The sequence below is a fragment of the Nocardioides sp. genome (assembly GCF_036274455.1).
GTDB lineage: Bacteria > Actinomycetota > Actinomycetes > Propionibacteriales > Nocardioidaceae > Nocardioides.
Genome location: NZ_DASUFR010000024.1, coordinates 1 through 26,961, shown reverse-complemented (window position 1 = coordinate 26,961; position 26,961 = coordinate 1). Strand labels below are relative to the sequence as shown.

The window sequence follows — 26,961 nt, the reverse complement described above, 5'->3', positions numbered from 1 at the left end:
CAGGCACCCGGGCGAGCCCCAGCACCGGCTCGCCTGCCTTCGAGGCTCAGGCGCAGAACGCCTTCGCACCTCAGCCACCGAGGAGCCTCAGCCACCGATCGACTCCCTTCCAGGACCCGGCGGTCCCGCGAACGCCTGCGCGATGTCGAGCCAGCGGTCGGCGTCGGGGCCGGTCGCCACGAGGTCGGTGTCGTCGCGGTTGACCCTCTGGGTGACCAGCAGACAGAAGTCGTAGCCCGGACCCGCGACACGCTGCGCCGCGTCGGGCGGTCCCCAGGTCCAGAGCTCGCCACTCGGCGCCACGAGCTCGACGAAGAACTCCTCGGCCGGCGGCTGCTGGCCGTGGACGGAGTAGGCGTAGTCACGCGTGCGCACGCCGAGGTGGGCGACGTGCCTGATCCGGTCCGTCGGAGCGGGGCGGTCCCCGGCCGCGTCGTGGACGTCGAGCGCATGTGCCCACGTCTCCATGAACCGCGCGGTCGCCATGCTCGCGGCGCTCATCGGCGGGCCGAACCACGGCAGCTTCTGTCCGGCCGGGAGGCTCGTCAGCGCAGCCTGGAGCTCGTCACGGCCCCTGTCCCACCGCACCAGCACCTCGTCGCGAGGGAGCGCTGCCAGCTCGAACGCCGCCGCGTCGACGTAGCCGAGCGGGTCGTCGATCGCCCTCAGCACCACGTCGTCCCAGGCCGCCTTGGCCTCGGGCGACTCGTGGGACCGGGCCGCGAGCACCGCCACCTCATCGGTCCACATGAGGTGGACGACCTGGGTCGCGACGGTCCAGCCGGGCGCCGGCGTCTGGCGGGACCAGCCGTCGGCACCGAGGGCCTCGACCGTGCTGCGCAGCTCGTCGCCCTCGGCGCGGAGGTCGGCGAGCAGGCCCTGCAGGAGGTCGGTCATGCGGACTCCAGCGCCCGGTCGAGGGTGTGCGCCCACTGGTCGAGGATGCGGGTACGCCGCCGCCGGTCGTCGCTGATCGTGTCGGCCAGCCCGAGCCCACGGACGAGGTCGAGCGTGGCCTGCACCAGCTCGCGCACACCGGGCCGCGACTCGTCGGCACCGAGCAGGTCGACGGTCATCCGGTGGGTCTCCCGGCCGACCTGTTGCTCGAGCGGCGCCACCTCGGCCAGCAGCGCCGGGTCGGTGCGCGCGGCCACCCACAGCTCGAGCGCCGCGGTGAACACCGGTGAGGTGAAGTGATCGCCCAGCACCCGGAGCACCGCGCGAGTACGGCGGGCACCGGTCGGCAGGTTCTCCGCGGCCGCGGCCAGCTCCGCTCCCCGCACCTCGGTCACGTGCCGGACCGCCGCGACCACGAGGTCCTGTTTTGTCGGGAAGTGGTGCAGCTGAGCGCCCCGGCTCACCCCGGCCCGCTCGCTGACCAGGGTCGTCGACGTGCCGGCGTATCCCTTCTCGACGAGCAGCTCGACCGTCGCCTCGAGCAGCCGCGCCCGCATCGCGCGGGTGCGCTCCTCCTGCGGCACGCGGGTCGGGGCAGTCTGGCTCGCCATCGGACTCAGGATGGCGGCAGAACTAACAAACAGTCAAGCCTGACTTTTTTTCTGTGCGGTGATCAGCCGCTGGATGTACGGCACCCAGTGGCCGGCATACCTCGTCTGCAGCTGCGGGATCTGCCAGTCGCTGCCCTCGACCATCTGACGGCAGCGGTAGGACGGGCAGTGGCAGCGCAGGAACCAGTCCGGGTCCGTGGTGCTCATCGCGTAGTCGACCAACAGCTCCTCACCGGCGGCGACACCGCCCAGGGTGACGAGGGTGTACTCGTCGGCGAAGCCGAGGTTGGGGTCACAGCCGTGGTTGCCGAACCGGCTGTCACTGCCAGGCGCCAGCACGAGGTGCACGTCCTCGGCGACGACGATCGTGTCGACGTACTCCTCGCTGAGGTCCATCAGCTCGCGGAGCGTTGCAGTGTCGACGAGGCGTCCACCGAGTCGCGAGACAACGGTGCCGGCCGCGATGGGCACAGCGGCGAACAGGCCGCGGCCCGCGATCGGTGAGGGTCGTACCTCCACATCGGGATGCAGCCAGCACTCGGCCTCGGGCGTGCGCACCCGTCAATCCAACCGCGCCAGGAGCACCACGACGAGCCCGAGCATCATCAGCCATGGGAAGGGCCCAGACTGGGCTGCATGTCGACGATCCTGATCACCGGCGCCTCCTCGGGGCTCGGCGCCGAGATGGCCCGCCAGTTCGCCGCCAGGGGCCACGACCTCGCGCTCTGCGCGCGGCGTACCGACCGACTCGAGGAGCTGCGCGCCCAGATCCAGGCCGCCCATCACTCGGTCCGGGTCGAGGTGCGGGCGCTGGACGTCAACGACGACGCGCAGGTCTTCGAGGTCGTCCGGGCCTTCCGGGCCGACTTCGGCCGGCTCGACCGGGTCGTCGTGAACGCGGGGCTCGGCAAGGGCGCGCCGCTGGGCACCGGCCGCTACGACGTCAACCGCGAGACCGCGATGACCAACTTCGTCGCCGCGCTGGCCCAGGCCGAGGCCGCGATGGAGGTCTTCCGGGACCAGAACGCAGGCCACCTCGTCCTGGTGTCGTCGATGTCCGCGATGCGCGGGATGCCGAAGTCCATGACCGTCTACGCCGCCACCAAGGCCGCGCTCTCACACCTGGGCGAGGGGCTCCAGTACGAGCTCCTCGGCAAGCCGATCAAGGTCACCGTCCTGCACTGCGGCTACATCGCCTCGGAGATGAACGAGCGCGTGCAGCAACAGGTGCGGTTCATGGTCCCGACCGAGGAGGGCGTCCGCGCCATGGTCGCCGCCATCGAGAAGGAGAAGGCGCACGCCTACGTGCCCGCCCTCCCCTGGACCGCCCTCGCCCCCGTCATGAAGCACGCCCCGCTCCCCGTCCTCAAGCGCCTCCTCTAGCCCGCGCCGTCGGGATACTCCGTGACGAAGTGGTCGTGGAGAACGGTGTTCGACCAGCCATTTCGTCACGGACTACCCCGGTGCCGACCCCACCTTCGCCATCTCGACCGGGTCCTCGTCGGCGTCGTCGCCGATGCGGAGGTCGAGGTGGGCGAGGGTGTGGCTGAGGCCGCGGTGGTTCCTGGTGCGCCAGGCGAAACCGACGGTCAGCACGGCGTACGCCGCGAGGAGGCCGACGGCGAGCGGGCCGACGACCTGGTTCCAGAGCGGCGCGAGCACGAAGACCGGCCCGACGCCGACCGCGAGCTTCACGAGCCGGCCGGGGAGGAGCAGCCGGCGCCGGCGCGGGACGGTGTGCAGCGAGACCACCCACTCGCCGACAGTGCGGCCGAAGCCCAGCACCAGCACCGCCTCGACCGCGAACGGGACACCCCACTGCAGCGCGGCCTGCACGTGCCGGTCGACCTCCAGCGGTGGCACGTCGCGCACGTAGATCTCGACACCCCGGTAGGCGACCGCCGCCGCGGCGCCGGTGAACGCGATGAACACCACGTCGCAGGCGAAGCCCACCAGCCGGCGACCGAACGAGATCGTCGTGGGCAGCACGACCTTCCCGGTCCGGCGGCGCACGACCAGCAGCGACAACAGCGACCCGACCGTGGCACCGAGGGTGTTGACGATGATGTCGTCGACGTCGAAGAGCCGGTAGGCACAGGAGTAGAGGTGCCAGTCCCCGGTCTTCTGGGTCAGCTCGACCAGCAGCGAGAGCCCGAACCCGGCGAGGGTCGCGACCACGACCCCGCGGTGCGCGATCACCCGCAGGAAGTAGCCGAGCGGCACGAACAGCAGGACGTTCAGCACGATCTGGAGGAACGCCGGCTCGCGCAGCAGCGCCAGCGGTCCGCCGTGCTCGGGGACGTGGATCAGCCCCAGGGACCCGAGCACCCTCAGCTGGCTGCCCTTGCACCGGAACGTGTGGTCCGCGGGCATCGGCAGCAGCGTGTAGGTCCAGATGGCCAGCGAGTAGATGGCCGAGGTGACCAGGATGGCCAGGTCCCCGGGGCCGAGCCGGCCGTCGAGGCGGTACTGCACCGCGGCGGTCGGGATCAGCAGCAGCACCGCGAGGACGCTGCCGAGGGCGATGGCGATCAGCGCGTTGGTCGCCTGGTCGCCCACAGGGGCGACCCTAAGGCCGCCCTGTGAGTGCCGGTCACACGGCCGGAGCGACCTCGGGTTGGGCAACAGCGGGCTCTGCCGCGGGACGCCGGTCGAGCTGCTGGACGACGTACGCCGCATCCTTGCCGACGCCGCCCACCGTGTGGGAGTTGAACATGTACTGGAACTCCTGGCCGAGCACGTACAGGCCGGGCTGACCGACCACCGCGCCCCGCTCCTCGTCGAGCCGGCCGGACGAGTCGAGGCCGGGCAGCTCGATCCAGCCGAAGCCCTTCTCGAAGCCGGTGCACCAGATGACGGTCCTGACGTCGAGCACCTCGCCGTCCTCGGTCTGCGGTCGGCCGGCCACGGTGCCCGCGATCCGCGACGTACGTCGGACCCCCGCCCGCCCGATGTCCTTCTCCTTCTGGCGGATCCACGGGTCGCCGTGGCCCTGGACCATCTCCGCCTGCGCCTTGCGCCCCGGCTTGGTGTCCTCGGTGAGGACGTGCTCCCACACCCACCAGATCACCGGGAACAGCAGCCGGCCCTGCCAGCCGCGGGTGTCGATCGGGATCTCCCCCACCGTGCGCCCGGCCAGCAGCACCTCGTGCGTCGGCGCCAGGTCCATGGCGATCTCGGCGCCGGTGTTGCCGGCACCCACCAGCAGCACCGGCCCGGGCTGGAGCTGTCCGGGGTTGCGGTAGTCCACGGAGTGCATCGAGACGATGTCGTCCGCGAGCTCGTGGGCGAACGACGGCGTGCGCGGCACCCGGTGCGCACCGGTCGCGAGGATGACGTGGTCGGCGTCGAAGGCCTCCGCTCCCGCGGTGACCCGGAAGCCGGTGCCCTCGCGGAACAGCCCGTCGACGTGCACGCCGAGCCGCACCGGCAGCTCGAACGTCGCGACGTACCGCTCCAGGTAGTCGACCAGCTCGCCCGTGGTCGGGAAGTGGTAGCCGCCGCCCAGCTCCAGGCCGGGCAGGCTGTCGCGGATCGACGGCGAGAACAGCCTCAGCGAGTCCCAGCGGTCGTTCCACGAGCCGCCGACGCGGTCGGCGCCGTCGAGGATGACGAACGGCTTGCCGCGCCGGGCCAGGTGGTAGCCGGCGGCGAGACCGGCCTGGCCGGCCCCGATGACGATGGTGTCGAGCTTCTCGGTCATGACGATCTCCTGTGGTCGACGGACGATGCGCCGACGCTAGGAACGGCAGGTGGCACGCCGCGTCGGCGAAACCACCCATTCGCCCGGTGGATGGGTGTGGGTACCGGCGCCAGAGGATCAGACCAGCTGCCGGTCGAAGGCGTACGCCGTGGCCGCCGCCCGCGACGAGACGCCGAGCTTGCCGAAGATGTTGCTGACGTGGCGGTCGACCGTGCGTTCGCTCAGCACCAGCTGCCCGGCGATGGCGCGGTTGGTTGCGCCGGTCGCCAGCAGCCGCAGGACCTCGAGCTCGCGCGGGCTGAGGAGGTCGTCACTCCCGGTGAGCCGGGCCAGGTCGGGGGCCGCGCCGAGCTCCTCGAAGATCGCGCGGGCGGCGTCGACCTCGCGGTCGGCGGACTCCCGGTCGCCGAGCGCGCGGCAGGCGTCGGCGAGCAGGACGCGGGTGCGGGCCTCCTCGTACGGCGCGCGGGTGCGGACCCACGTGCCGAGCGCGTCGCGCAGCAGTGGGAGCGCCTCGGCCGCGGCACCACGGTCGATAAAGACCGCTGCGCGGGCGCACTGGGCGAGGGCGAGCACCACCGGGCTGCGGTGCACCGAGGCGAGGTCACCCAGCTCGCGGGCGACGGCGTCTGCCTCGTCCGGCTCGCCGACTGCGAGCAGGATCTCGGTCGCGGCAGCGAGCACCTGGATGCGCCGCCCCGGCTGGTGGGTCTCGGCGAGCGAGCGCCGCACCATCGAGGCCGCCGCCTGCACGCTCCCGCGCGCCAGGCGGAGCAGGGCGAGCCCGGGTTGCGGGTCCTCGCCGTGCCGCGACGCGAGGCCGAACTGCTCCTCCGCCGAGCCGTATCGGCCCAGCATGCGGTCGAGGTTGCCCCGGACCGAGGCGGCGTGGCCGGATGCCCACCGGTTCATCTCGTCGGCGGTCACCCCGTCGAGCTCGTCGAGCGCCTCCGGCCACCGGCCGTCGAGCTGCTTGAGCTCGGCGCGCCGCACCTTGCACTCGCCGGAGAAGCTGCACATCTCCGGCTGTTCGGCGGCCCACCGCGACATCGCTGCCGTCCACTGCTGGGCTCGGGTGAGCTCGTAGGTCGACCAGCACGCCTCAACCACGTTGCAGTAGATGATCCCCTCCACCATCGCCGAGCACTCGCCGGACGCGACCCCGAGCATGGCCTCGTCGAGGCAGGCGAACCCCTCCTCGGTGCGGCCGGCCTGGAGCAGGAACATCCCTTGCTGGTGGAGCGACAGGGCTGCGTACTCCTCAGCTCCGAGGCGCCGCGCCATCTCGACGGTCTCCGCGGTGATGGCGGCCGCCCGCTCGGGGTCGCCGGCCATGGCGACGTCGAAGGCCTGCGCCACCTTGAGGAAGGCCGCCGCTCTCGAGTCGCTGCCGTCCTGCGCCACGAGCCGCGCGGCACGGGCGATCCAGCCGCCGCCCTCGGCGACGTCGCCCATCCGCGCCTTCTGCATGCCGAGCCACAGGGCGGACTCGGCGGCATCGATCGTCTCGCCGCGCTCGAGCAGGGTCTTGTACGCCCGCTCCCGGATGGCGAAGTAGTCCGGGAACCGCGCCAGCAGGTGCGCGGACACGGCGAACCGGGTGTAGTCCTCCGCGTCGAGGGGACCCACCGCCTCGGCGGCCGCGAACCCGTCGAAGGCGCGCTGCCACGCGCGCTCGGCGTACGCCGTCCGCGCCGCCCGGAGCTCCACAGCCCCAGTATCGACCTCAGCGAGCCGTCGGCGCTCCCTACGCTGGTGCCTCCTCCGAGTCCTGCGTGCGGCTCGCTGGGGCGGCACCGTGGTACTCGTTGTACTGGTAGGGGCTCTCGACCAGCGCGACCTCCGGCACGTCGGGGTTCATCCCCTTCTCCCATGCCTCGTCGCCGATGCCCGAGCGCAGGTAGTCGACGGTCGACTCGACCTCGCGCTTGATCGAGGCCAGGTCGACGCCGACGAGCGCCCCGTCGCGCTTCACGACCCGACCGTCGACCAGCACGGTGTGCACGTCGCCGCGCTGGGCCTGGAAGGCCACGTGACCGTAGGGGTTGAGGACCGGGAAGGAGACCGGCGAGGCGTCGTTCTTGAGCAGCACCAGGTCGGCCTTCTTCCCGACCTCGACGCTGCCCAGGTCGGAGTCCCGGCCCAGCGCCTTCGCACCGCCGCGGGTGGCCCACTCGACGACCTGCTCCGCGCGCAGTGCGTGGTTGGTCACCGTGTCGCCCTTGCCGTGTGCCTCCAGGTGCTCGCGCGACCGGTCCGCCCCCAGCGTGGACCGCATCGCGGAGAACAGGTCACCGCTCCACCAGACACTGGTGTCCATCGACAGCGAGACGGGGATGCCGTACTTGCGCAGCTGCCAGCTGACCGGGTAACCCTGTCCGGCGCTCTGCTCGCTCTCGGTCGCCACCGAGACCGAGCCACCGGTCCCCGCGATCCGCTGGTAGGAGTCCTCGGTCAGCGTCGCCGCGTGCACGTAGATCGTCTCCGGCGTCATGAAGCCGTGCTCGTGCATCAGCCGGATGCCGTCGTCGTTGGTGGCGCCCCAGACGCCGGCGTGCGTGGTCACCGGTACGCCGAGCTCGCGCGCGACCTCGAACGCCGCCTGCTCGGGGAAGCTCGGGTCGCCGGGGATGTCGAAGGCGATCTGGAAGCCGAGCATGTCGTCGCCGGTGATCCGGCGGTTGACGAAGTCGCGGAACTCGGGCTTGGTGCTCCACTCCCACGGCGGTGCCTGGATGTTGCCGTAGGCGAACACGAAGCGGCCCGGGATCGACTGCAGTGCGTCGACCGCGGCGTCCGCGTGGTCGACCGTGTGGTTGTTGTGCGACCAGTCGACGCAGGTCGTGACGCCGGCGTCGACGGCCTCCGCCGCCGCCAGCAGGTTGCCGGCGTGGATGTCCTCGGGGCGGAACCGCTTGCCGTGCTCGAGGTAGTAGTAGACGAAGTACTGCGTGAGGGTCCAGTCGGCGCCGTACCCGCGCTGGACCGTCTGCCACATGTGCCGGTGCGTGTCGATCATGCCCGGCATCACGATGCCGCCGGTCGCGTCGATCTCCACCGTGCCTTCGGGTACGTCGAGCCCGGGCCCGACCGCAGCGATCCGGTCGTCCTGGGTCAGGACGTCGGCGTTGGTCAGCACCGTCTTCGCGTCGTCCATCGTCAGTACGGTCGCGCCGCGCAGCACCACCGGCGGTCGCGCACCCTGGTCAGCCATGTCGTCCCTCCCTGTGGTCGGAATCCCCGGTCAGCCGGGGAGTCCTCCAGCCGCGGACGCGTGTCCGCTGTCCGGTCATCTGGTTGAACGTTTGACACTCTGGACCGCCGGGCAGGACGTGTCAACGGATGGTGGGCCATGGGAGGGTGGCACCATGCCGCGCACCGGGACCGGCCCAGACTTCATCGAGTCGCTGGCCCGCGGGCTCGAGGTGATAGCCGCGTTCCGGCCGGGTCAGGACGCCATGTCGCTGAGCGACGTCGCCACGGCGACCGGGCTCGCGCGGCCGACCGCGCGCCGGATCCTGCTGACCCTGGCCGAGCTCGGCTACGTGCGGGCCGACGGCGCCCGCTACACGCTGACCCCGCGGGTGCTCGAGCTCGGTGCGGCCTACGTCGGGTCGCAGGGGCTCTGGGAGGTGGCCCGTCCGCACCTGCAGGAGCTCTCGGCGAAGACCAACGAGTCGTGCTCGGTCGCGCAGCTCGATGGCAGCGACATCGTCTACGTCGCACGGGTCGCGGTCCCCAAGATCGTGGGCCTCTCGGTGCAGATCGGCACCCGCTTCCCGGCGTTGCAGACCTCCCTGGGCAAGGTGCTGCTGGCCGAGCTGCCCGCCGCCGAGCTCGAGGAGGTGCTCGCCCAGCCCAGCCGCTCCGGCCTCACCCCGCTGTGGCAGCCGACCAAGAAGGAGCGCGAGGCCGAGCTGCGCCAGGTCCGCGCCCGGGGCTGGGCGCTGACCGACCAGCAGCTCGCGCTCGGCATCCGGTCGGTGGCCGCGCCGATCCACGACGGCGACCGGGTGGTCGCCGCGGTCAACGTCAACACCCATGCGGCCGAGACCACGGTCGAGACGCTCACCGAGCACCACCTGCCCCTCCTGCTGCGGGCCGCCGGCGAGATCGGAGCCGACCTCGACCGGTTGCGGAGCCTGCCCCTCGTGGTGCGATGATCGATTCGGACACCTGTCCGCACAACGGTCCCCGGAGGAGGTCGGCGTCATGACCGGACCACTCGCCGGCCTGCTGGTCGCCGACTTCTCCCGAGTGCTCGCCGGCCCCTACGCCACGATGCTGCTGGCAGACATGGGCGCCGAGGTCGTCAAGGTAGAGGGCCCGCCGACCGGCGACGAGACCCGGTCGTGGATCCCACCGGAGCGCGACGGCGTCTCGACCTACTACCTCGGCGTCAACCGCGGCAAGCGCTCGATCGTGCTCGACCTGCGCGACGAGGCCGACCTCGCCCTGGCCCGGGAGCTGGCTCGCCGTGCAGACGTGCTCATCGAGAACCTCCGCCCCGGTGGCATGGCCAAGTTCGGCCTCGACTTCGAGTCCGTACGCCGCGACAACCCCGCCGTCGTCTATGCCTCGATCAGCGGGTTCGGGTCGGCCGAGGGTGCCGACGTACCCGGTTACGACCTCCTGGTCCAGGGGATCTCCGGGCTGATGAGCCTCACCGGCTCGCCCGACGGGCCCGGCTACCGGGCCGGCATCTCGGTCTTCGACGTCATGGCCGGCAACCACGCGGTGATCGGCATCCTCGCTGCCCTGCGCCACCGCGACCGCACCGGCGGCGGCCAGCACGTCGAGGTCAACCTGCTCTCCTCGGCCCTGACCGGGCTGGTCAACCACAGCTCGGCGTGGGTGGCCGGGGGCGTGGTCCCCTACCGCATGGGCAACGCGCACCCGAGCGTGTTCCCCTACGAGCCGTTCCCGACCGCCGACAGCGACCTGATCGTCATCGCCGCCAACGACCGGCAGTTCCAGCGACTGTGCGGGGCGCTCGGCATCCCCGACGTCGCGCAGGACGAGCGGTTCCGCACCAACCGCGACCGGACCCGCAACCGCGACCAGCTCCGGCCGCTGCTCGAGGAGCAGCTGGTCAGGCGGAAGGCCGAGGAGTGGTTCGAGGTGCTGCTCGAGGCGGGCGTTCCCAGCGGGCCGATCAACACCATCGACGACGGGTTCGCGGCCGCCGAGCGGTTCGGCCTCGACCCGGTGGTCGAGGTCGGCGAGGCCGACCGCGCGCTGCCCACCACCCGCCACCCGATCCGCTTCTCCGCCACGCCGGTCGACTACGCGCTCCCGCCACCCGACCTCGACGAGCACGGCGCGCAGCTGCGGGCCTGGCTGGAGAGCGAGCGATGACCGAGCACCCCACGCAGTACCCGACGGCACTGGGCGCCTCCAGCCGCGAGACGATCACGCTGCTCGGCCACGACCTGGCCCACGACGTGATGGGGAGCGTCGGCTTCGGCGAGCTCGCGTTCTGGCTGGCCACCCAGCGGCGCCCAGACCAGGGCGAGGTGCGGGTCTTCGAGGCCGTGCTCGCCGCGCTCGCCGACCACGGGTTCACGCCGACGGCGATCGTGACCCGGCTGACCTGGCTCTCCGCGCCCGACTCCGTGCAGGGCGCGCTGGCGGCCGGGCTGCTCGGCGGCGGCTCCCGGTTCCTCGGGGTCACCGAGGACTGCGGCCGGTTCCTGCACGACGTGGTCGCCGCCCTCGACGAGCTCCCGGCCGACGAGGTGGGCTGGGACGCCGTCGCCCTCGACGTCGTACGCCGCCGGCGCGAGGCCGGTGCGTTCGTGCCCGGCCTCGGCCACCACGTCCACAAGGACGGCGACCCGCGCACGCCGCGGCTGTTCGAGATCGCGCGCGAGGAGGGCAGGTTCGGGCCGCACCTCGCGCTGTTCGAGGCGATCGGCCGGGTGCACCCCGAGGTCCTCGGCCGGACCCTCCCGCTCAACGGCGCCGGCGTCTGCGGCGCCGCCCTGGCCGACCTCGACCTGCCCCTGGAGCTGCTGCGGGGGTTCGCGCTGCTGGCCAGGACCGCCGGGCTGATCGGGCAGCTCGCAGAGGAGCTGCGGCACCCGGTCGCCAACGACATCTTCCTCTCGGTCGACCTGAACAACCGTCCGGTCGACCCCGACCCCCTTCCCCGCTCGACAGAGCCGCGCACAACCTGACGGAGGCAACCCATGCAGCTGGTCACCGAGGACAACATCACCGAGCTCGCCGAGCAGCGATGGGGCACCGCGCACGACGCGCGCACCCGGGAGGTCCTCACCGCGCTGGTTCGGCACCTGCACGACTTCGCCCGCGAGGTGCGGCTGACCGAGGACGAGTGGATGGCCGCGATCCAGTGGCTGAAGCGGACCGGGCAGATCAGCGACGAGAAGCGCGAGGAGTTCATCCTCGCCTCCGACGTGCTCGGTCTCTCGATGCTCGTCGTCCAGATGAACCACCGCTTCGACCCCAGCGCGACGCCGGCCACCGTGCTCGGGCCGTTCCACATCGACGGTTCGCCCGAGCTCGACTACGCCGCGGACATGTCGGAGGGACTGCCCGGCCTTCCCATGTACATCACCGGCACCGTGCGGAGCCTGGACGGTACGCCGATCGGCGGCGCGGTCCTCGACGTCTGGCAGGCCGACGAGGAAGGCGCCTACGAGGGGCAGCTCGAGGTGGAGGAGGCCCGGTTGCGGGCCAAGTACACGACCCGCACAGACGGGTCCTACTGCTTGCGCACCATTGCCCCGAAGGGCTACGCGATCCCGATGGACGGCCCTGTGGGCGACCTGATCCGGCAGACCGACATCAGCTACTTCCGGCCGGCGCACGTGCACTTCCTCATCAACGTGCCCGGCTTCGAGCCGCTGATCACCCACCTCTTCGAGGCGGGCGGGAAGTACCTCGACAGCGACGTCGTCTTCGGCACCAAGCAGGAGCTCGTCGTCGACTACCAGCACCACGAGCCCGGGCCGACCCCGGACGGCGGCACCATCGAGGTGCCGTGGGTGTCGGCGAGCTACGACTTCGTGCTGCAGCCCGAGTGAGACGCCGATGAGGGCCGTCGAGCTGCACACGCCGGGCGAGCCCCCGGCGGTGGTGGACCGGGAGCCGCCCGCACCCTCGGACGGCTCGGTCGTGGTGGCGGTGACGGCCGCGCCGATCGTGCCGCTCGACCTGCTCTGCGCGTCGGGCACGTCCTACTTCGGGGTGCCCCGGACGCCGTACGTCCCGGGCGTGCAGGGCGTCGGCACCGTCGACGGGCAGGCCGTGTGGTTCCCGACCTCGGCCGGGATGGCGCCGGGCGACGGCGCGATGGCCGAGCAGGTCGCGGTGCCGTCGGCCGACCTCGTGCCCCTGCCGGCGGAGGTCTCGCCGGCCGAGGTGGCGGCGTTGGGGCTGTCGGCGATCGCCGCCTACATGGCGCTGACCTGGCGGGGTGGGCTCGCCCCCGGCGAGACCGTGCTGGTCCTCGGCGCCGGCGGCGTGGTCGGGCAGGCTGCGCTCCAGCTCGCGCGGCTGCACGGCGCGGCCCGGGTGGTCGGCGCGGCCCGCTCACCCGAGGGCCGGGAGCGTGCGCTGGCCGCGGGCGCCGACGAGGTGGTCGCGCTCGACACCGACGACGTGGCCGAGCTCGCCGAGCGCCTGACCGACTGCGCGAACGGTCCGGTCGACCTGGTGCTCGACCCGCTCTACGGCGTACCCGCCGCCGCCGCGGCGCGCTGCCTGCGGCCCGGCGGTCGCCTGGTCAACCTCGGCGGCTCCGCGGCCGAGCATGCGCCGCTGGACTCCTCGACGATCCGCGGCCGCTCGCTCCAGGTGCTCGGCTACACCAACAACGCGCTGACCCGTGAGCAGAAGGCGACCGCGATGACGGCCATCGCCCGCCACGCCGCCGCCGGCGAGCTCACGGTCTCCCACGAGGTGGTCCCCCTCGAGGATGCCGTCGACGCCTGGGCCCGCCAGGCCTCGGGACGTACCACCGGGAAGCGCCTGGTGCTGGTCCCCGCGGCGCGATAGTCCCAGCCGTTCCCAACCGATCTGACACTCAGGCCATGTTGGGGAGGTCTGGGACTATCCCGGCGGCCGGGTCACCTGTAGGTCACGAGCTCCCGGTCGAGTGCGGAGTGCTCGTTGAAGGTGAGCAGCCGGGCGCCGGTGGAGCCGACGACGATGCGGGTGACCGAGGCGTTGACGATCACCGCGTTGAAGCGGGCCCAGGAGGCAGAGAGCCGGCGGGGCTCCTCGCCGACCTCGGTGAGCATCGCGCAGGCTGCGGCGATCGGGCCGCCGGAGGTGACGACCACGGCGGTACGCCGCTCGCCCGCCATCCGCGCCGCGTGGCCGATGGCCGAGCGGATCCGGCCGATGAAGTCGGCGAACGACTCGGGGTAGTCCGCGTCGTAGGCGCCGGAGGCCCACCGGGCGGTGGCCTTGGCGTACAGCTCGTAGAACGCCCGCAGCTCCATGCCGCCCGAGGCGATCAGCTCGCGGTCCCGGTCGGTGGTGGTGGGGTAGGCGTTCATGACCGCGAGGTGGTCGAGCTCGCGCCAGCGGACGTCGGTCTCGGGCTCCAGTGACCACGACGGAGCACCCAGCAGCATCTGCTCGGCGGTCTCCTGCTGGCGCCGCATGCCGCCGTGGATGAGCGAGGTCGGCGAGACGCCGTACCCGGCCAGCGTCTCCGCCACCTTGCGGCTCTGGCGAACACCCCGCGAGGACAGCTCGTCGTAGTCGACGGTGCCGAACGACGCCTGTCCGTGGCGGACCAGCATCAGGACGCCCATGGCCTCATCGTCTCCCGTCCTCGACCATCATCCAGCGACGGTGGTCACGACCGTGGCGCGCCGGACCGGATCGGTCCAGGCGTCCCGGGCGTGCAGCAGGCGGACCATCGACCAGACGAGGAACGGCGAGGCGACCAGCAGTGAGACCTCGGGATGCGGCACCTTGGCCAGCCCGGAGAAGACCAGGCTGGTCAGGGTCGTGGTGACCGCGAGCTTGGTCGAGTAGCCCACCATCACCAGCGGCGGAGCCGGCGTGGCGCGGGCGGAGCGCAGGTCGACCGCGAACGGCCGCCGCGACGACCAGCGCATCGCCGAGGACACCACCTGGAGCACCACGACCACCCAGGTGCACAGCAGCGCGGTGAACTCCGCCGCGTCCGGCAGCCCCGCGCGCAGCCCGGCCAGCACCATGGTGGCGAACGACGCGACGAGCAGGAACTCGGTGAGCACCCACGTTCGGGCGGCGAACACGGTCCCGGCACCGACCGGCAGGCTCTCGCGCCACAGTCCGCCGCGTGCGTCGAGGCACCAGGCGTTCACGCCGAAGAGAAGCGCACCACCGGAGGCGACCAGGCCCGGCAGGATCGTCATCTGCGCCCAGTCGAGGTTGCCGGCCAGCGCGACGATGCCGGGCCCGACGGCCAGGACGGCGAGGCCGCGGCGCATGGGGACGGCGCGCCAGACCGAGCCGCGATCGGTGCGGACGAGCGCGGCCAGCGGCGAGCGGGGCAGCCCGCGGGCCGGGTAGGACCCGCTCTCCACGCGCAGCTCGTCACGCGGTGTCCGGCGTGCGGCCAGGTGGCCGGGCACCGCACCAAGGGCGACGGCGAGGACCACGAGCCCGACCTCGATGCAGACACACAGCACCCACCGGCCGCCGAACCCGTTGACCAGCCCGGCGGCGAGCCGGGTGGTCGGGAACGAGTCGAGCAGGGTCCCGAGCCGGCCGCTGAGCTGGAGCAGGACCGCGATGCCGAACAGCACGCCGGCCATGACCCGCACGGCCGCGATCCCGTGGTTGCGGCGGCGGACCGCCTCGACGGTCCAGGCGACGACCTGGCCGGTGGCGGTGGCCAGCACGATCCAGAGGAAGATGCCCACCAGGGCGAAGGGCAGGAAGGCCCGCTGGACGCCGTAGGACGTGGCGCCGAGCAGCAGCCAGGCCTGCACCAGCCAGGCGATGTTGAGCGGCGCGAGCAGCAGCGCGCCGAGGTGGTCGGTGGTCGGGCTGACCGGGTGGACGACGGCGTGCTCGCGGTCGAGCAGCTCCCGGCCACCGCCGGACGCGACGGCCGAGGCGATCGCGATCAGAAGGAACCCGGCCATCGCCGAGGGCAGCACCGAGATCGTGTCCAGGGCGTAGCCGCGGTAGCTGCCGGCGCCCTCCACGAACGGCGGCCCCCCTGTCGCCGCGGCCGTCAGCCCGACGAAGATCGCGGCGGTGACGGCGAAGGCGCGCGGCCGGCGCACCGTCCCGGCGCGGAAGGCGACCAGGTACGCGACGTCGCGGACCGCACGGCGTACCTCAGTCGAGGAGGCTGCGGTAGGCACGCGCCCCCTCCTCGCCGGCCATCTCCCCCGCGGTCGCAGTCGCCACCTGGGCCCCGCCGCGCAGGACCAGGACCGAGGTGCAGGCCTGCACGGCCAGCTCCCGGAGATGGGTGGAGACCAGCACGCACGCACCCCTCGAGCGCGCGTCGCTGATCACGTCGAAGGTCGCCTCGACGCCGATCGGGTCGACGCCGTCGAAGGGCTCGTCGAGCAGCAGCACCTGCGGCTCGTGCAGGGCGGCCAGGCACACCGACAGTCGGCGGCCCATGCCGTGCGAGAAACCGGTGGTCACCCGGTGCGCGACGTCGCCGAGCTCGAACCGCTCGAGCAGGTCGCGGGCGCGGTCCTCCCAGTTGTCCAGCCGGCGCAGCCGGGCGGACAGCTGCAGGTGCTCCCACGGCGTGGCGCGGGGCACCAGCCCGCCGACGTCGGGGCAGTAGCCGACCGCGCGCTTGACCTCGAGCGGGTGCGTGCGCACGTCGTACCCGGCCACGGTCGCGCTGCCCGCGGTGGGGGGTACGACGCCGGCCAGGACCCGCATCGTGGTCGACTTGCCGGCCCCGTTGCGGCCCAGGAGCGCCGTCGCGTGGCCGGCGTAGGCCTCGAGGTGGACGCCCGCCACCGCCTCGACCTCGCCGAAGCGCACGTGCAGGCTCCGGACGTCGACGACGGGGGTGCGGGTGGTCACTCCTGAATCCTCCCCGCGTGCGCGCTCGCGCGCGGAGGAATGGCGACATTGGGCCGGCGCCGTCAGGGAAGTCTGACCGAAAGGACCACCCGAGAAAGCACGAAGGAATGTGCCATCGGCTCTGGACCGGCCGGTGCCGCGGTCGTAGCGTCGGAAGCCAACTTTCGACGACCACCCCTCGGGAGGCGGCCGCCCTGTTCCCCAGAGGAGGCCCCACTGTGTTCATCCAGATCATCCAGGGCAGGTGCTCGCGCCAGGACGAGATGCATGCGCTCGCCGACGAATGGCGCGAGCAGCTCGGTCCCACGGCCGACGGCTGGCTCGGCGGCACCTACGGGTTCACCGACGACGGCATGTTCCTGGGCGTCGTCCGCTTCGAGGACCGGGAGAAGGCGATGGCCAACTCACGGCGTCCCGAGCAGGACGAGTGGTCCAGGCGGATGGCTGCGCTGTTCGACGGCCCCGTCGAGTTCCACGACAGCGACGACGTGACGCTGCTGCTCGACGGCGGCTCGGACCAGGCGAAGTTCGTCCAGATCATCCGCGGCAAGGTCGACGACCCCGGCCGGCTGAAGGCGATGATGGCGCACGGGCAGATGCTGCACGAGATGCGGCCCGACATCCTCGGCGCGACCCTGGCCGTCGAGCCGGACGGCACCTACACCGAGACGGTCGCGTTCGCCGACGAGGAGAGTGCCCGCAAGGGCGAGGCCGTGATGCCTCCCGACGACGTGCGGGCCGACCTGGAGTACGCCATGCAGGGCGCCACCTTCTACGACCTGCGGCACCCCTGGTTCGAGACCGCCTGAGCGTCTCCCGCCGCATGTAACTCCGTGTTACGTCAGCTACCACCGTGTTCTGACACGGACCTGGTGGACGTAACACAGAGTTACATCACGTGGTGAGTTCCGGTCAGGCCGGGAACGAACCGCCACGGGCGGCCAGGTCGCGCAGCCACTGGGTGGCCCGGAACCGGTCGCCGTACGCCGCCGCGAGCTCGTCGGCCCGCTCCAGGAACACCGCCAGCCCGACCGGGCCCTCGGGGTTCTCGGGGTCCTGGTAGCCGGCCATGAACTGGGCCGCACCACCGGTCATGGGCGGGAAGCCGATGCCCATGATCGAGCCGATGTTCGCGGCCGCGGAGGACTCGATGACGCCCTCCTCGAAGCACTTCGCGGTCTCGAGCGCCTCGGCGAAGAGCATCCGGTCCTTGATGTCGCGCAGCGGCGGCTGCTCCTGGTGAGGAGGGAACAGCTCGGCGAGCCCGGCCCAGATCGAGCCGCGGTTGCCGTTCTCGTCGTAGTCGTAGAAGCCCGCGCCACGGAGCCGCCCGGGTCGGCCGGCCTCGAGCATCTTCTCGACCACCGCGGCGCCCGGGTGCTCGGCGTACGGCGTCCCGTCGCGCTCGGCGGCCTCGCGGGTGGCCTTGGCGATCTTGGCCATCAGCTCGAGGTTCAGCTCGTCGGAGAGCTGCAGCACCGGCGCCGGGTAGCCGGCCTGGGTCGTGGCCCTCTCGATCGACCAGGGGTGCACGCCCTCGGCGAGCATCGCCATGCCCTCGTTGACCATGAAGCCGATGACCCGTGAGGTGTAGAAGCCGCGGCTGTCGTTGACGACGATGGGCGTCTTCTTGATCTGCTGCACGACGTCGTAGGCCTTGGCCAGCGCCACGTCGGACGACTCGGCGCCCTTGATGATCTCGACCAGCGGCATCTTGTCGACCGGTGAGAAGAAGTGCAGGCCGATGAAGTCCTTCGGCCGGTCCACGCCCGCCGCGAGCTCGGTGATCGGCAGCGTGGAGGTGTTGGAGCAGAGGAGCGCGTCAGGGTTGACGTACGACGCGATCTCGGCGAACACCTGGTGCTTGAGCGACGGGTCCTCGAAGACCGCCTCGATCACCAGGTCGCAGCCGGCGAGGTCGGCCGGGTCCGCGGTCGGGGTGATGCGCGCCAGCAGCTCGGCCTTCTTCTCCTCCGTCGAGCGGCCGCGGGAGATCGCCTTGTCGAGCAGCTTCTCGGAGTAGGCCTTGCCCTTGTCGGCGTTCTCGACCGCGACGTCCTTGAGCACCACCTCCATGCCGGCCCGGGCGCACACGTAGGCGATGCCCGCGCCCATCATCCCGGCGCCGAGGACGCCGACCTTGGTGGCTCGCCACGGCTCGATGCCCTGCGGGCGGAGCTTGCCCGCGTTGATCGCCTGCAGGTCGAAGAAGAACGCCTGGATCATGTTCTTCGAGCCCTGATGGACGACCAGGTTGGTCAGGTAGCGGGACTCGATCCGCGACGCGGTGTCGAAGTCGACCTGCGCGCCCTCGACGGCCGCCGACAGGATCGCCTTCTGCGCCGGGTAGTCGGCTCCCTTCAGCTGCTTGCGCAGCAGCGCCGGGAACGCCGGCAGGAACGCCGCGAGGGCCGGCGAGGTCGGCGAGCCGCCGGGCATCTTGTAGCCGGGCGCGTCCCAGGGGTTCTGCACGGCGTCGGGGTTGGCCTTGACCCAGGCCTTGGCGGCCGGGACCAGCTCGTCCTGGGTGGCGACGACCTCGTCGACGAGCCCCTTCTCCATCGCCTGGGCCGGCTTGAAGCGGCTCCCCTGGAGCAGCACGTCCATCAGCCCGCTCTGCAGCCCGAGCATCCGCACGACGCGGGTGACCCCGCCGCCGCCGGGGAGCAGGCCGAGGCTGGCCTCGGGCAGGCCGATCTCGTAGCCGCCGTCGACCGCGATCCGGTGGTTGCACGCCAGCGCGATCTCGAGGCCACCGCCGAGCGCGGCGCCGTTGATCGCGGCCACGACCGGCTTCGGGAAGGTCTCCAGCCGGCGTAGCGCGGCCTTGACCCGCTCGGCCAGCTCGAAGACCGCCGGAGCGTCGGCCGGGGTCGCCTTCATCATCTCGTTGAGGTTGGCACCGGCGAAGAAGGTCTTCTTCGCGCTCGTGACCACGACCCCGGTGACGGGGTTGTCCTGAGCGTCCACCTCGTCGTACAACCGGTCGACGGCGGTCGCCATCGACTCGACGTAGAGGTCGTTCATGGTGTTGGCCCCGGCCGTCGGGTCGTCGAGGGTCAGCGTGACGATGCCGTCGGCGTCCTTGTCGTAGCGAACGGCGCTCTGCCGCTCAGTGGTGCTGCTGGTCATCGGTGAAGTCCTTCGTTCTCGGTGGCTGAGGTGTGAGGAGCGCCAGCGACGAGCCTCGAAGCCTCGCAAGCACGGGTTGGGAGCTGGGTCAGAACAGCTCGACGATCGTCGCGATGCCCATGCCACCGCCCACGCAGAGCGTGGCGAGGCCGCGGCGCAGGTCGCGCCGCTTGAGCTCGTCGACGAGGGTGCCGAGGATCATCGCGCCGGTGGCTCCCAGCGGGTGACCCATGGCGATGGCGCCGCCGTTGACGTTGGTGATCTCCGGGGTGATGTCCATGTCGCGCATGAACCGCATCGCGACCGCGGCGAACGCCTCGTTGATCTCGAAGAGGTCGATGTCCTTGGTCTCGAGACCGGCGAGCGCCAGCGCCTTGCGGGCGGCCGGCGCGGGTCCGGTGAGCATGATCGTCGGGTCGGCGCCGGAGACCGCCGCGGAGATGATCCGCGCGCGCGGCGTGAGCCCGAGGTCGGAGCCGACCTGCTCGCTGCCGACCAGCACCAGCGCCGAGCCGTCGACGATGCCCGAGGAGTTGCCGGCGTGGTGGACGTGGTCGATCTTCTCGACCCAGTGGTACTTCTCCAGCGCCACGTCGTCGAAGCCGGCGTCCTGGCCGATCTGGGCGAAGCTCGGCTTGAGGCCGGCCAGCCCCTCGACCGTGGTGTCCGGCCGGATCAGCTCGTCGTGGTCGAGGACGACGACGCCGTTCAGGTCCCGGACCGGGATCACCGACTTCTCGAAGTAGCCGTTGGCCCACGCCTTGGCCGCGCGGTGGTGGGACTCGGCGGCGAAGGCGTCGACGTCCTCCCGGCTCCAGCCCTCGATGGTGGCGATCAGGTCCGCCCCGATGCCCTGCGGCACGAAGCCGGTCTTGAGCGCGGTGGCCGGGTCGGACGCCCAGGCACCTCCGTCGGAGCCCATCGGGACCCGGCTCATCGACTCGACCCCACCGGCCAGGATCAGCTGCTCGAAGCCGCCGCGGACCCGCGACGCGGCCTGGTTGACGGCCTCGAGCCCCGAGGCGCAGAACCGGTTGAGCTGGACGCCGGCCGTCGTCTCCGGCAGCCCCGCGGCCAGCGCCGCGGTCTTGGCGATGTCACCACCCTGGTCGCCGAGCGGCGAGACCACGCCGAGGACGACGTCGTCGATGCGGGTGGTGTCGAGCCCGGGGTTGCGCTCGCGCAGCTCGTCGATCAGGCCGACGACGAGGTCGACCGGCTTCACCTCGTGCAACGACCCGGCGGCCTTGCCCTTGCCCCGTGGAGTGCGCAGGTGGTCGTAGACGAAAGCTTCAGCCATGCTGCGATTGTGACACCATTAGTGTCACGATCAACAGGGACCGATCGTGTGGTCTGACTCTCACCGCGACCTAGGACGAAGGGATCTCGTGGACGACGAGCAGCTCCTCAGCCTCGACGAGCTCTGTGAGCGCGTCGGCATGAGCGTGCGCAACGTGCGCTTCTACACCTCGCGCGGGCTGGTGCCGCCTCCGCTGCGCAAGGGTCGCTCCGGCTACTACACCCGCGACCACGTCGCCCGGCTCGAGCTGGTGCAGGAGCTGCAGAGCCACGGCTTCACGCTCTCCGCTATCGAGAAGTACGTCGCAGGCATCCCGGCCGACGCCACCCCCGAGGACCTCGCGCTGGCCCGGACCATGCTGGCGCCGTGGGACGTGGAGCGCCCCATCGAGATGTCCCGCGGCGAGCTGTCGGCCCGCGCCGGCCGCGAGCTCTCCGACGACGACCTGCGGACGCTCGCCGCGCTGGGCGTGGTGTTCCCGCTCAAGCGTGGCCAGTACCAGGTGGCCGTCTCGCAGCTCTCGGTCGGCCTCGGGCTGCTCGACCTCGGCTTCCCGGTCGAGGCGGCGCTGGCGGCGGCCGACCTCTACGCCCGGCACGGGCGCGACATCGCCAAGGAGCTCTACGACGTGTTCCGCACACTGGTCTGGCCGGTCTACCGCGACCAGGGCGCCTCGCCGGAGACCGTGCGCCAGGTCGTGGAGAAGATCAAGCCGCTCTCGATCGCGGCGCTCGTCTCGGCGTACGAAGCCGGGATGGACGAGACCAAGCGTGAGGGGATCGCCCGCCGCTCCCGTTGAGTCGGGACATCCGCCGGTCGAATCGGGAGTTCTGCCGGTTCATCCGGCCGACTCGACCGGCGGAAGTCCCGACTCAACGTGGCGGGCGGCCGGCTCGGGTACCGCGCACCCATGTCCCTAGGATCGGCGCGATGAGCGAGTCGGAAGCAGGCGAGCGCCTGACCGTGCTGGTGACCGGAGCAACCGGTTTCATCGGCAGCCGCCTCGTGCGCGCGCTCGTCGAGCAGGGACACCGGGTCCGGGCGATGACCCGCCACCCCGACGACTACGACGGGCCGGGCGACCCGGTCTTCGGGGACGTCTTCGACGCCGGCACCCTGGCCGAGCCGATGGAGGGCGCCGACGCGGCGGTCTACCTCGTGCACTCGCTCGACGACAACGACTTCGAGCGCAAGGACGCCGAGGCCGCGAAGGGTTTCGGCCTGGCCGCGGCGGCCAGCGGCGTCCGCCAGATCGTCTACCTGGGCGGTCTCGGGAAGGACGACGACGACCTGTCGCCACACCTGCGGTCGCGCCGCGAGGTCGAGCGGCTGCTCGGCAGCTCCGGCGTGCCGGTCACCGTGCTCCGGGCCGCGATCGTGGTCGGCGCCGGTGGCATCTCGTGGGAGATGACCCGGCAGCTGGTGAAGAACCTGCCCGCCATGGTCGTCCCGCGCTGGGCGGACACCCGCACCCAGCCGATCGCCGTCGACGACGTGATCCGCTACCTCGCCGGGGTGATCGGGGTGGAGAAGACCTACGGACAGGTCTACGAGATCGGCGGCGCCGACCGGCTCACCTACGTCGAGATGCTCCAGCAGGCCGCCGACGTCATCGCGGGACGGCGGGTGCCGATCGTGACGGTGCCGGTGCTCACGCCGCGGCTGTCGTCGTACTGGATCGGCCTGGTCACCAACGTCGACGTCACCACCGCCGGCAACCTCATCGACTCGATGAGCACCGAGGTGCTGCAGACCGACTACGCCATCCAGGACGTCGTGCCCGGGGAACCGCTCACCTACCGCGAGGCTGTGGAGCGAGCGGTCGCCGAGGACACGTCGCGGTAGCCAAGGTCGGGCTAGGAGAACACCCAAGGCAGCGCGAACAGCATCGCCAGCGACCAGGTGCAGTGGGTGAGGACCGGCGCGAGGATGCCGCCGCTGGCCCGGCGTTCGAGGCCGACGACCACGCCGAGGAGCACGGCGGCGAAGGCCAGCATCACGTTGCCGGTCGCGGCGGTGGCGATCGCGTAGGCGACGGTCGTCCAGAGCACCGGGTGGCGCGGGATGGCGGCGTACGCCGCGCCGCGGAAGAACAGCTCCTCGGCCACGCCGTTGACCGCGGTCACCACGACCAGCAGCGCCAGCGAGCCCTGGTCGGCGTAGGCGGTCACCGCGACGACCTGGTCCTCCAGGCCGGAGAGCCACGAGATCGAGCGCACCAGCAGCGCCCCGGCCACGAAGAGGGCGGCGAGCGCCAGCCCCACCGCGACCGGCGTCACGACCGGGCGGACCAGCTCGGACTGTCGGGCGATCCGGCCGAGGTGGAGCGGACCGGAGGCGAAGGCCCCGATCGTCCAGACGGCGGCCAGCGCGAGGGTCGCGGGATAGAACCAGTCGCTGCCCGCCTCCAGCCGTAGCGAGAAGCCGAGCACGACCCCGCCGAGGACGACGAAGCCGAGGGTCACCAGCTGCCGGCGGCGCAGGTCGCGCGGGTCCTCCCGATGGTCGCGGGGTACGACGTCCCAGAGCGCCCGGCGGACCCACGCCTGGAGCTGGCTCATCGAGGCGATCCTACGAAGCGCCTCAGCGGCGACCGCGGCTGAACGATGCGGCGCTGTGCCCGCCCGGCGACCCCGTGGCAGCAGGGCCGCCGCGACGCCGGCGCGGCCGGCCGGTGCCGGAGCGCTGCGGCTTGCCACCGTCGCGACCGGAGCGACCGGAGCGACCGGAGCGGTTGGACCGCGAGCCGCCACGGCCACCGCCGGAGCCACCGCCGGACCGTGGCCCGGGCTCGTCCCCCGAGACCCCCAGGCCACCGGCGACCAGGACCCGCTCGCCCGGCGCGAGCGTGGCGAGCACCGGGTGCCGCGGGCCGTCGACCCGGGTGATGGTCGGCTCGATGCCGGCCGCCCGGGTCAGGTCGCGCACGTCGCGCACCTGGTCCTCGGTCATCAGGGTGACGACGGTGCCGGCCGCGCCGGCCCGCGCCGTGCGTCCTGACCGGTGCAGGTAGGCCTTGTGCTCGGCGGGCGGGTCGGCGTGCACGACGAGGGCCACGTCGTCGACGTGGATGCCTCGCGCGGCGATGTCGGTGGCGACCAGAGTTGTCGCCCGGCCCGTGTGGAAGGCGTCCATGTTGCGGGTGCGAGCGCCCTGGCTGAGGTTGCCGTGCAGCTCGACGGCCGGTACGCCGCTGCGGTTGAGCTGGCGCGCCAGCGCCTTCGCGCCGTGCTTGGTCCGGGTGAAGACCACGGTGCGTCCGGGTGCGCTGGCCAGGTCGACGAGCACGGGCACCCGGTGCTCGCGCGCGACGTGCAGCACGTGGTGGTCCATCGCGGCGACCGGCGACTGCACCGAGTCCGCCTCGTGGGTGACGGGCTGGTGCAGGAACTGCTTGACCAGGACGTTGACGCCCTTGTCGAGGGTGGCCGAGAAGAGAAGCCGCTGGCCCTGCGTCGGGGTGGCGGCGAGGAGCCGGCGTACGGCGGGGAGGAAGCCGAGGTCGGCCATGTGGTCGGCCTCGTCGAGCACGGTGACCTCGACGGCGCCGAGGTCGCAGTGACCCTGGCCGATCAGGTCCTCGAGCCGGCCCGGGCAGGCGAGCACGATGTCGACGCCGCGGCGCAGCCCCTGGACCTGCGGGTGCTGGCCGACGCCGCCGAACACGGTGCGCGTGGTCAGCCCCGCCGTGGCGGCGAGGGGCGCGAGGGCCTGGTCGATCTGGCCGACCAGCTCACGGGTCGGAGCAAGGATCAGGGCGCGAGGACGTCCGGGGCGGCGCGGACGGCCGGACTCGGCGAGCCGGGCCACGAGCGGCAACAGGAACGCGTAGGTCTTGCCGGAGCCGGTGCGGCCACGGCCGAGCACGTCACGGCCGGCCAGCGAGTCGGGCAGCGTGGCGGCCTGGATCGGGGTGGGGACGGTGATGCCGCGCGCCTCGAGGGCAGCGGCGAGGGAGGTGGGCACGCCGAGGTCGGCGAAGGACGAAGACAAGGGAACACTCTCGATGGTGGTGTCTCACCAGAGGACTGATTCTGCGGTGGCCCGGCCGCTCTTGATCAGCGGGGGCCGGCCCGGGGCAAGACAGGAACGGGCCGCTCCCACCAGTGTGGCAGAGCGGCCCGCACGACCCGCAATCGCGGGCCGGTGACGTCGGTTACTTCTCGGGTTACTTCTTCTTGACCGCGTCCTTGACGTCCCCGGCGGCGTCCTTCACCTTCTCGCCCGCCTGCTTCACCGAGCCCTCGGTCTGGTCGGACCGCCCCTCGCGGCGCAGCGACTCGTCGTCCGTGGCCGCACCGGCCGCCTCCTTCGCGCGACCCTTGACCTGCTCGCCCTTGTTCTTGGCCTTGTCTCCGATACCCATGCCCATGCGGTTGCCAAGCCGCCGCCGCGGCAAACCTCAGCCTGGATCAGGCGTCGGTGAGTGCGGCCTCGCGCGCGGGCACCCGGTCGAAGGCCAGCACGCCGTCGTCGATCGCCCCGCGCCTGATGGTGCGCAGGTCGGTCAGGTAGTTCTGCTTCAGCCGCCACGGCGGCCGGTCCCCCTGCTTGGGCAGCCGGTCCAGCGACCGCAGGACGTAGCCGGACTGGAAGTCCATGAACGGCACCTCCCCGACCTCGGGCTGCCGGACCGGCACCACCGACCGCGCCCCGACCCGGTCGAGGTGACGCAGCAGCCGGACGACGTACGCCGACACGAGGTCGGCCTTGAGCGTCCACGAGGCGTTGGTGTAGCCGACGGTGTAGACGAAGTTCGGCACGCCGCTGAGCATCAGCGCCTTGTAGGCCATGGTCTTCGAGTAGTCGACGGGCTCGCCGTCGACGACGAGCTCCATCCCGCCGAACGGCAGCAACTGCAGCCCCGTCGCGGTCACGACCACGTCGGCCTCCAGCTCGCGGCCCGAGGTCAGCCGGATCCCGGTGGGCGTGAAGGTCTCGATGGTGTCGGTGACGATCGAGGCCTGCCCCGCGCGGAGTGCCCGGAACAGGTCGCCGTCCGGCACGAAGCACAGCCGCTGGTCCCACGGGTCGTAGCGCGGGTTGAAGTGCACGTCGACGTCGACGTCCTCCGGGACCTGCGACCGGACGCCCTTGCGGATCACGTCCTTGACCTTCTCCGGCCAGCGCCGAGCCGCCTGGTAGGTGCCGACCGTCATCAGGATGTTGGCCCAGCGGACCACGGGGTAGGACACCCTGGTCGGCAGCCGCTCGAGCAGGGTGGCCAGCCGGTCGCGGCCCGGGCGGCTGAGGATGTACGACGGCGAGCGCTGCAGCATCGTCACCTGGCCCGCGGTGCCGGCCAGCGCCGGCACCAGCGTCACCGCGGTGGCGCCGCTGCCGATCACCACGACCCGCTTGCCGGCGTAGTCGAGGTCCTCCGGCCAGTGTTGCGGGTGCACCAGCCGTCCCTCGAACGCCTCGACGCCGGGGAGCTCAGGCTCGTACGGGTGCTCGTAGTCGTAGTAGCCCGAGCAGCACCAGAGGAAGCTCGCAGTCATCGTCACCGGCTCGCCGTCACGGTCGACCTCGACGGTCCAGCGCGCCGCCGCGGAGTCCCAGCTCGCCCGCCTGACCCGGTGCCGGTAGCGGATCAGCTCGTCGACGGCGTACTCCTGCGCCACGGTGCGCAGGTAGTCCAGGATCGACGGCCCGTCGGCCAGGGCCCGGTCGCCGAGCCACGGCCGCCAGCTGAAGCCGAAGGTGAACATGTCGGAGTCGGACCGGATGCCGGGGTAGCTGAACAGGTCCCACGTGCCGCCGCTGGTCTCACGGGCCTCCAGGATCGCCACGCTCCTGGTCGGCACGTGCTCGCGGAGCTGACAGGCCGCGCCGATGCCGGACAGCCCGGCTCCCACGATCAGGACGTCGACGTGCTCGGGGCTGGTCATGTTGAGTCGGGACTTTCGCCGGTTGAGTCGGGAGAACCGATCATCGCACCCCGGCGAAACACCCGACTCGACCGGCGAAAGTCCCGACTCAACGGCGCGCGAACAGCTCCACGAACCGCGCCAGCAGCTTCGGCGGCTCGCTGATGTGGGCGGCGCGGGACCGCTCGACGACCTCCTCGACCTGGTGCGGCTCGAAGTAGCCGAAGTGCCGGTAGGCCTCGGTGCGGGTGATGATCCCGGCCAGGTCGAGCTCGGGGTGGAACTGCGTGGCATAGACGTTGCTGCCCATCCGGAACGCCTGGACCGGACAGGCGGCACTGCCGGCCAGCCGCTCGGCGCCCTCGGGCAGTCGGGTGACGGCCTCCTTGTGGCCGAGGAACGCGTCGAACTCACGGGGCA

At 71.9% G+C, this 26,961-nt stretch carries 25 protein-coding genes and 1 pseudogene; 9 read left to right on the top strand and 17 right to left on the bottom strand.

Translation table 11 applies throughout. The annotated features are described in order from the left end of the window. Positions 1–87: 87 nt before the first annotated feature. Genes VFV89_RS02245 through VFV89_RS02235 form a run of 3 tightly spaced genes read right to left on the bottom strand, consistent with a single transcriptional unit; the run spans position 88 to position 2,066 of the window. Entirely contained in the window at positions 88–897 is an 810-nt protein-coding gene (locus VFV89_RS02245; RefSeq protein WP_329704266.1) for a TIGR03084 family metal-binding protein, read from the bottom strand. Continuing rightward, entirely contained in the window at positions 894–1,508 is a 615-nt protein-coding gene (locus VFV89_RS02240; protein WP_329704265.1) for a TetR/AcrR family transcriptional regulator, read from the bottom strand. The genes VFV89_RS02245 and VFV89_RS02240 overlap by 4 nt, the downstream gene beginning before the upstream one ends. A gap of 33 nt (positions 1,509–1,541) precedes the next feature. Then, a complete protein-coding gene (locus VFV89_RS02235; protein ID WP_329704264.1) occupies positions 1,542–2,066 on the bottom strand; it encodes an SET domain-containing protein in 525 nt (174 codons plus the stop codon). A 78-nt stretch (positions 2,067–2,144) separates the two neighbouring features. Between VFV89_RS02235 and VFV89_RS02230 the strand changes: the two genes are divergently transcribed. Next, positions 2,145–2,891, top strand: coding sequence for an SDR family oxidoreductase (locus VFV89_RS02230; RefSeq protein WP_329704263.1), 747 nt, complete (start codon positions 2,145–2,147; stop codon positions 2,889–2,891). 72 nt (positions 2,892–2,963) lie between these two features. On the opposite strand, the gene VFV89_RS02225 is transcribed toward VFV89_RS02230, so the two are convergent. From VFV89_RS02225 to VFV89_RS02210, 4 genes are all read right to left on the bottom strand, one after another. Continuing rightward, positions 2,964–4,067, bottom strand: a complete 1,104-nt coding sequence (locus VFV89_RS02225) for a VanZ family protein (RefSeq protein WP_329704262.1) — start codon at positions 4,065–4,067, stop codon at positions 2,964–2,966. A gap of 34 nt (positions 4,068–4,101) precedes the next feature. Next, positions 4,102–5,211, bottom strand: a complete 1,110-nt coding sequence (locus VFV89_RS02220) for a flavin-containing monooxygenase (RefSeq protein WP_329704261.1) — start codon at positions 5,209–5,211, stop codon at positions 4,102–4,104. Between the two features lie 117 nt (positions 5,212–5,328). Beyond that, positions 5,329–6,921 (bottom strand): LuxR C-terminal-related transcriptional regulator, encoded by a 1,593-nt coding sequence (locus VFV89_RS02215; RefSeq protein ID WP_329704260.1) that lies wholly within the window; start codon positions 6,919–6,921, stop codon positions 5,329–5,331. Between the two features lie 37 nt (positions 6,922–6,958). After that, the gene (locus VFV89_RS02210; protein ID WP_329704259.1) at positions 6,959–8,425 is read right to left on the bottom strand and encodes an amidohydrolase family protein; all 1,467 of its coding nucleotides are present in this window, start codon (positions 8,423–8,425) and stop codon (positions 6,959–6,961) included. 154 nt (positions 8,426–8,579) lie between these two features. Between VFV89_RS02210 and VFV89_RS02205 the strand changes: the two genes are divergently transcribed. The 5 genes from VFV89_RS02205 to VFV89_RS02185 are packed head-to-tail and all read left to right on the top strand — an operon-like array spanning position 8,580 to position 13,233. Beyond that, positions 8,580–9,374, top strand: coding sequence for an IclR family transcriptional regulator domain-containing protein (locus tag VFV89_RS02205; RefSeq protein ID WP_329704258.1), 795 nt, complete (start codon positions 8,580–8,582; stop codon positions 9,372–9,374). 49 nt (positions 9,375–9,423) lie between these two features. After that, a complete protein-coding gene (locus VFV89_RS02200; RefSeq protein WP_329704257.1) occupies positions 9,424–10,569 on the top strand; it encodes a CoA transferase in 1,146 nt (381 codons plus the stop codon). Continuing rightward, positions 10,566–11,390 (top strand): citryl-CoA lyase, encoded by an 825-nt coding sequence (locus VFV89_RS02195; protein WP_329704256.1) that lies wholly within the window; start codon positions 10,566–10,568, stop codon positions 11,388–11,390. Before VFV89_RS02200 ends, VFV89_RS02195 begins: the two co-directional genes overlap by 4 nt. A gap of 12 nt (positions 11,391–11,402) precedes the next feature. Then, the gene (locus tag VFV89_RS02190) at positions 11,403–12,260 is read left to right on the top strand and encodes a dioxygenase (protein ID WP_329704255.1); all 858 of its coding nucleotides are present in this window, start codon (positions 11,403–11,405) and stop codon (positions 12,258–12,260) included. A gap of 7 nt (positions 12,261–12,267) precedes the next feature. Continuing rightward, a complete protein-coding gene (locus VFV89_RS02185) occupies positions 12,268–13,233 on the top strand; it encodes a quinone oxidoreductase family protein (protein WP_329704254.1) in 966 nt (321 codons plus the stop codon). A 71-nt stretch (positions 13,234–13,304) separates the two neighbouring features. On the opposite strand, the gene VFV89_RS02180 is transcribed toward VFV89_RS02185, so the two are convergent. Genes VFV89_RS02180 through VFV89_RS02170 form a run of 3 tightly spaced genes read right to left on the bottom strand, consistent with a single transcriptional unit; the run spans position 13,305 to position 16,239 of the window. Then, positions 13,305–14,000: a histidine phosphatase family protein gene (locus tag VFV89_RS02180; protein WP_329704253.1), complete on the bottom strand. Its 696-nt coding sequence runs from the start codon at positions 13,998–14,000 to the stop codon at positions 13,305–13,307. A 27-nt stretch (positions 14,001–14,027) separates the two neighbouring features. After that, complete coding sequence (locus tag VFV89_RS02175; RefSeq protein ID WP_329704252.1) at positions 14,028–15,551, bottom strand: hypothetical protein; 1,524 nt, start codon at positions 15,549–15,551, stop codon at positions 14,028–14,030. Then, positions 15,526–16,239 carry an ABC transporter ATP-binding protein gene (locus VFV89_RS02170; protein WP_329704251.1) on the bottom strand — a complete coding sequence of 238 codons (714 nt, stop codon included), beginning with the start codon at positions 16,237–16,239 and terminating at the stop codon, positions 15,526–15,528. Before VFV89_RS02170 ends, VFV89_RS02175 begins: the two co-directional genes overlap by 26 nt. A gap of 218 nt (positions 16,240–16,457) precedes the next feature. Between VFV89_RS02170 and VFV89_RS02165 the strand changes: the two genes are divergently transcribed. Next, positions 16,458–17,048, top strand: coding sequence for a hypothetical protein (locus VFV89_RS02165; RefSeq protein ID WP_329704250.1), 591 nt, complete (start codon positions 16,458–16,460; stop codon positions 17,046–17,048). Between the two features lie 103 nt (positions 17,049–17,151). Here VFV89_RS02165 and VFV89_RS02160 read toward each other — a convergent pair whose 3' ends face one another. Together VFV89_RS02160 and VFV89_RS02155 are read right to left on the bottom strand one after the other, a co-directional pair. After that, positions 17,152–19,371 carry a 3-hydroxyacyl-CoA dehydrogenase NAD-binding domain-containing protein gene (locus tag VFV89_RS02160; RefSeq protein ID WP_329704249.1) on the bottom strand — a complete coding sequence of 740 codons (2,220 nt, stop codon included), beginning with the start codon at positions 19,369–19,371 and terminating at the stop codon, positions 17,152–17,154. An 88-nt stretch (positions 19,372–19,459) separates the two neighbouring features. Beyond that, on the bottom strand, positions 19,460–20,671 hold the full coding sequence (locus VFV89_RS02155; protein ID WP_329704248.1) for an acetyl-CoA C-acetyltransferase: 1,212 nt from the start codon (positions 20,669–20,671) through the stop codon (positions 19,460–19,462). An 88-nt stretch (positions 20,672–20,759) separates the two neighbouring features. On the opposite strand from VFV89_RS02155, the gene VFV89_RS02150 reads away from it, so the two are divergent. Both VFV89_RS02150 and VFV89_RS02145 read left to right on the top strand, forming a co-directional pair. Beyond that, complete coding sequence (locus tag VFV89_RS02150; protein WP_329704247.1) at positions 20,760–21,470, top strand: MerR family transcriptional regulator; 711 nt, start codon at positions 20,760–20,762, stop codon at positions 21,468–21,470. Positions 21,471–21,601: 131 nt separating this feature from the next. After that, positions 21,602–22,516 (top strand): NAD(P)H-binding protein, encoded by a 915-nt coding sequence (locus tag VFV89_RS02145; RefSeq protein WP_329704246.1) that lies wholly within the window; start codon positions 21,602–21,604, stop codon positions 22,514–22,516. A gap of 11 nt (positions 22,517–22,527) precedes the next feature. On the opposite strand, the gene VFV89_RS02140 is transcribed toward VFV89_RS02145, so the two are convergent. The 5 genes and pseudogenes from VFV89_RS02140 to VFV89_RS02120 form a co-directional block, all read right to left on the bottom strand. Then, a complete protein-coding gene (locus VFV89_RS02140) occupies positions 22,528–23,232 on the bottom strand; it encodes a type II CAAX endopeptidase family protein (protein WP_329704245.1) in 705 nt (234 codons plus the stop codon). A 22-nt stretch (positions 23,233–23,254) separates the two neighbouring features. Beyond that, positions 23,255–24,664, bottom strand: coding sequence for a DEAD/DEAH box helicase (locus tag VFV89_RS02135; protein ID WP_329704244.1), 1,410 nt, complete (start codon positions 24,662–24,664; stop codon positions 23,255–23,257). 175 nt (positions 24,665–24,839) lie between these two features. Next, entirely contained in the window at positions 24,840–25,037 is a 198-nt protein-coding gene (locus tag VFV89_RS02130) for a CsbD family protein (protein ID WP_329704243.1), read from the bottom strand. A 46-nt stretch (positions 25,038–25,083) separates the two neighbouring features. After that, on the bottom strand, positions 25,084–26,562 hold the full coding sequence (locus VFV89_RS02125; RefSeq protein ID WP_329704242.1) for an NAD(P)/FAD-dependent oxidoreductase: 1,479 nt from the start codon (positions 26,560–26,562) through the stop codon (positions 25,084–25,086). Between the two features lie 88 nt (positions 26,563–26,650). Continuing rightward, positions 26,651–26,961 (bottom strand): annotated as a pseudogene (locus tag VFV89_RS02120) (glutamine amidotransferase); the annotation flags it as partial.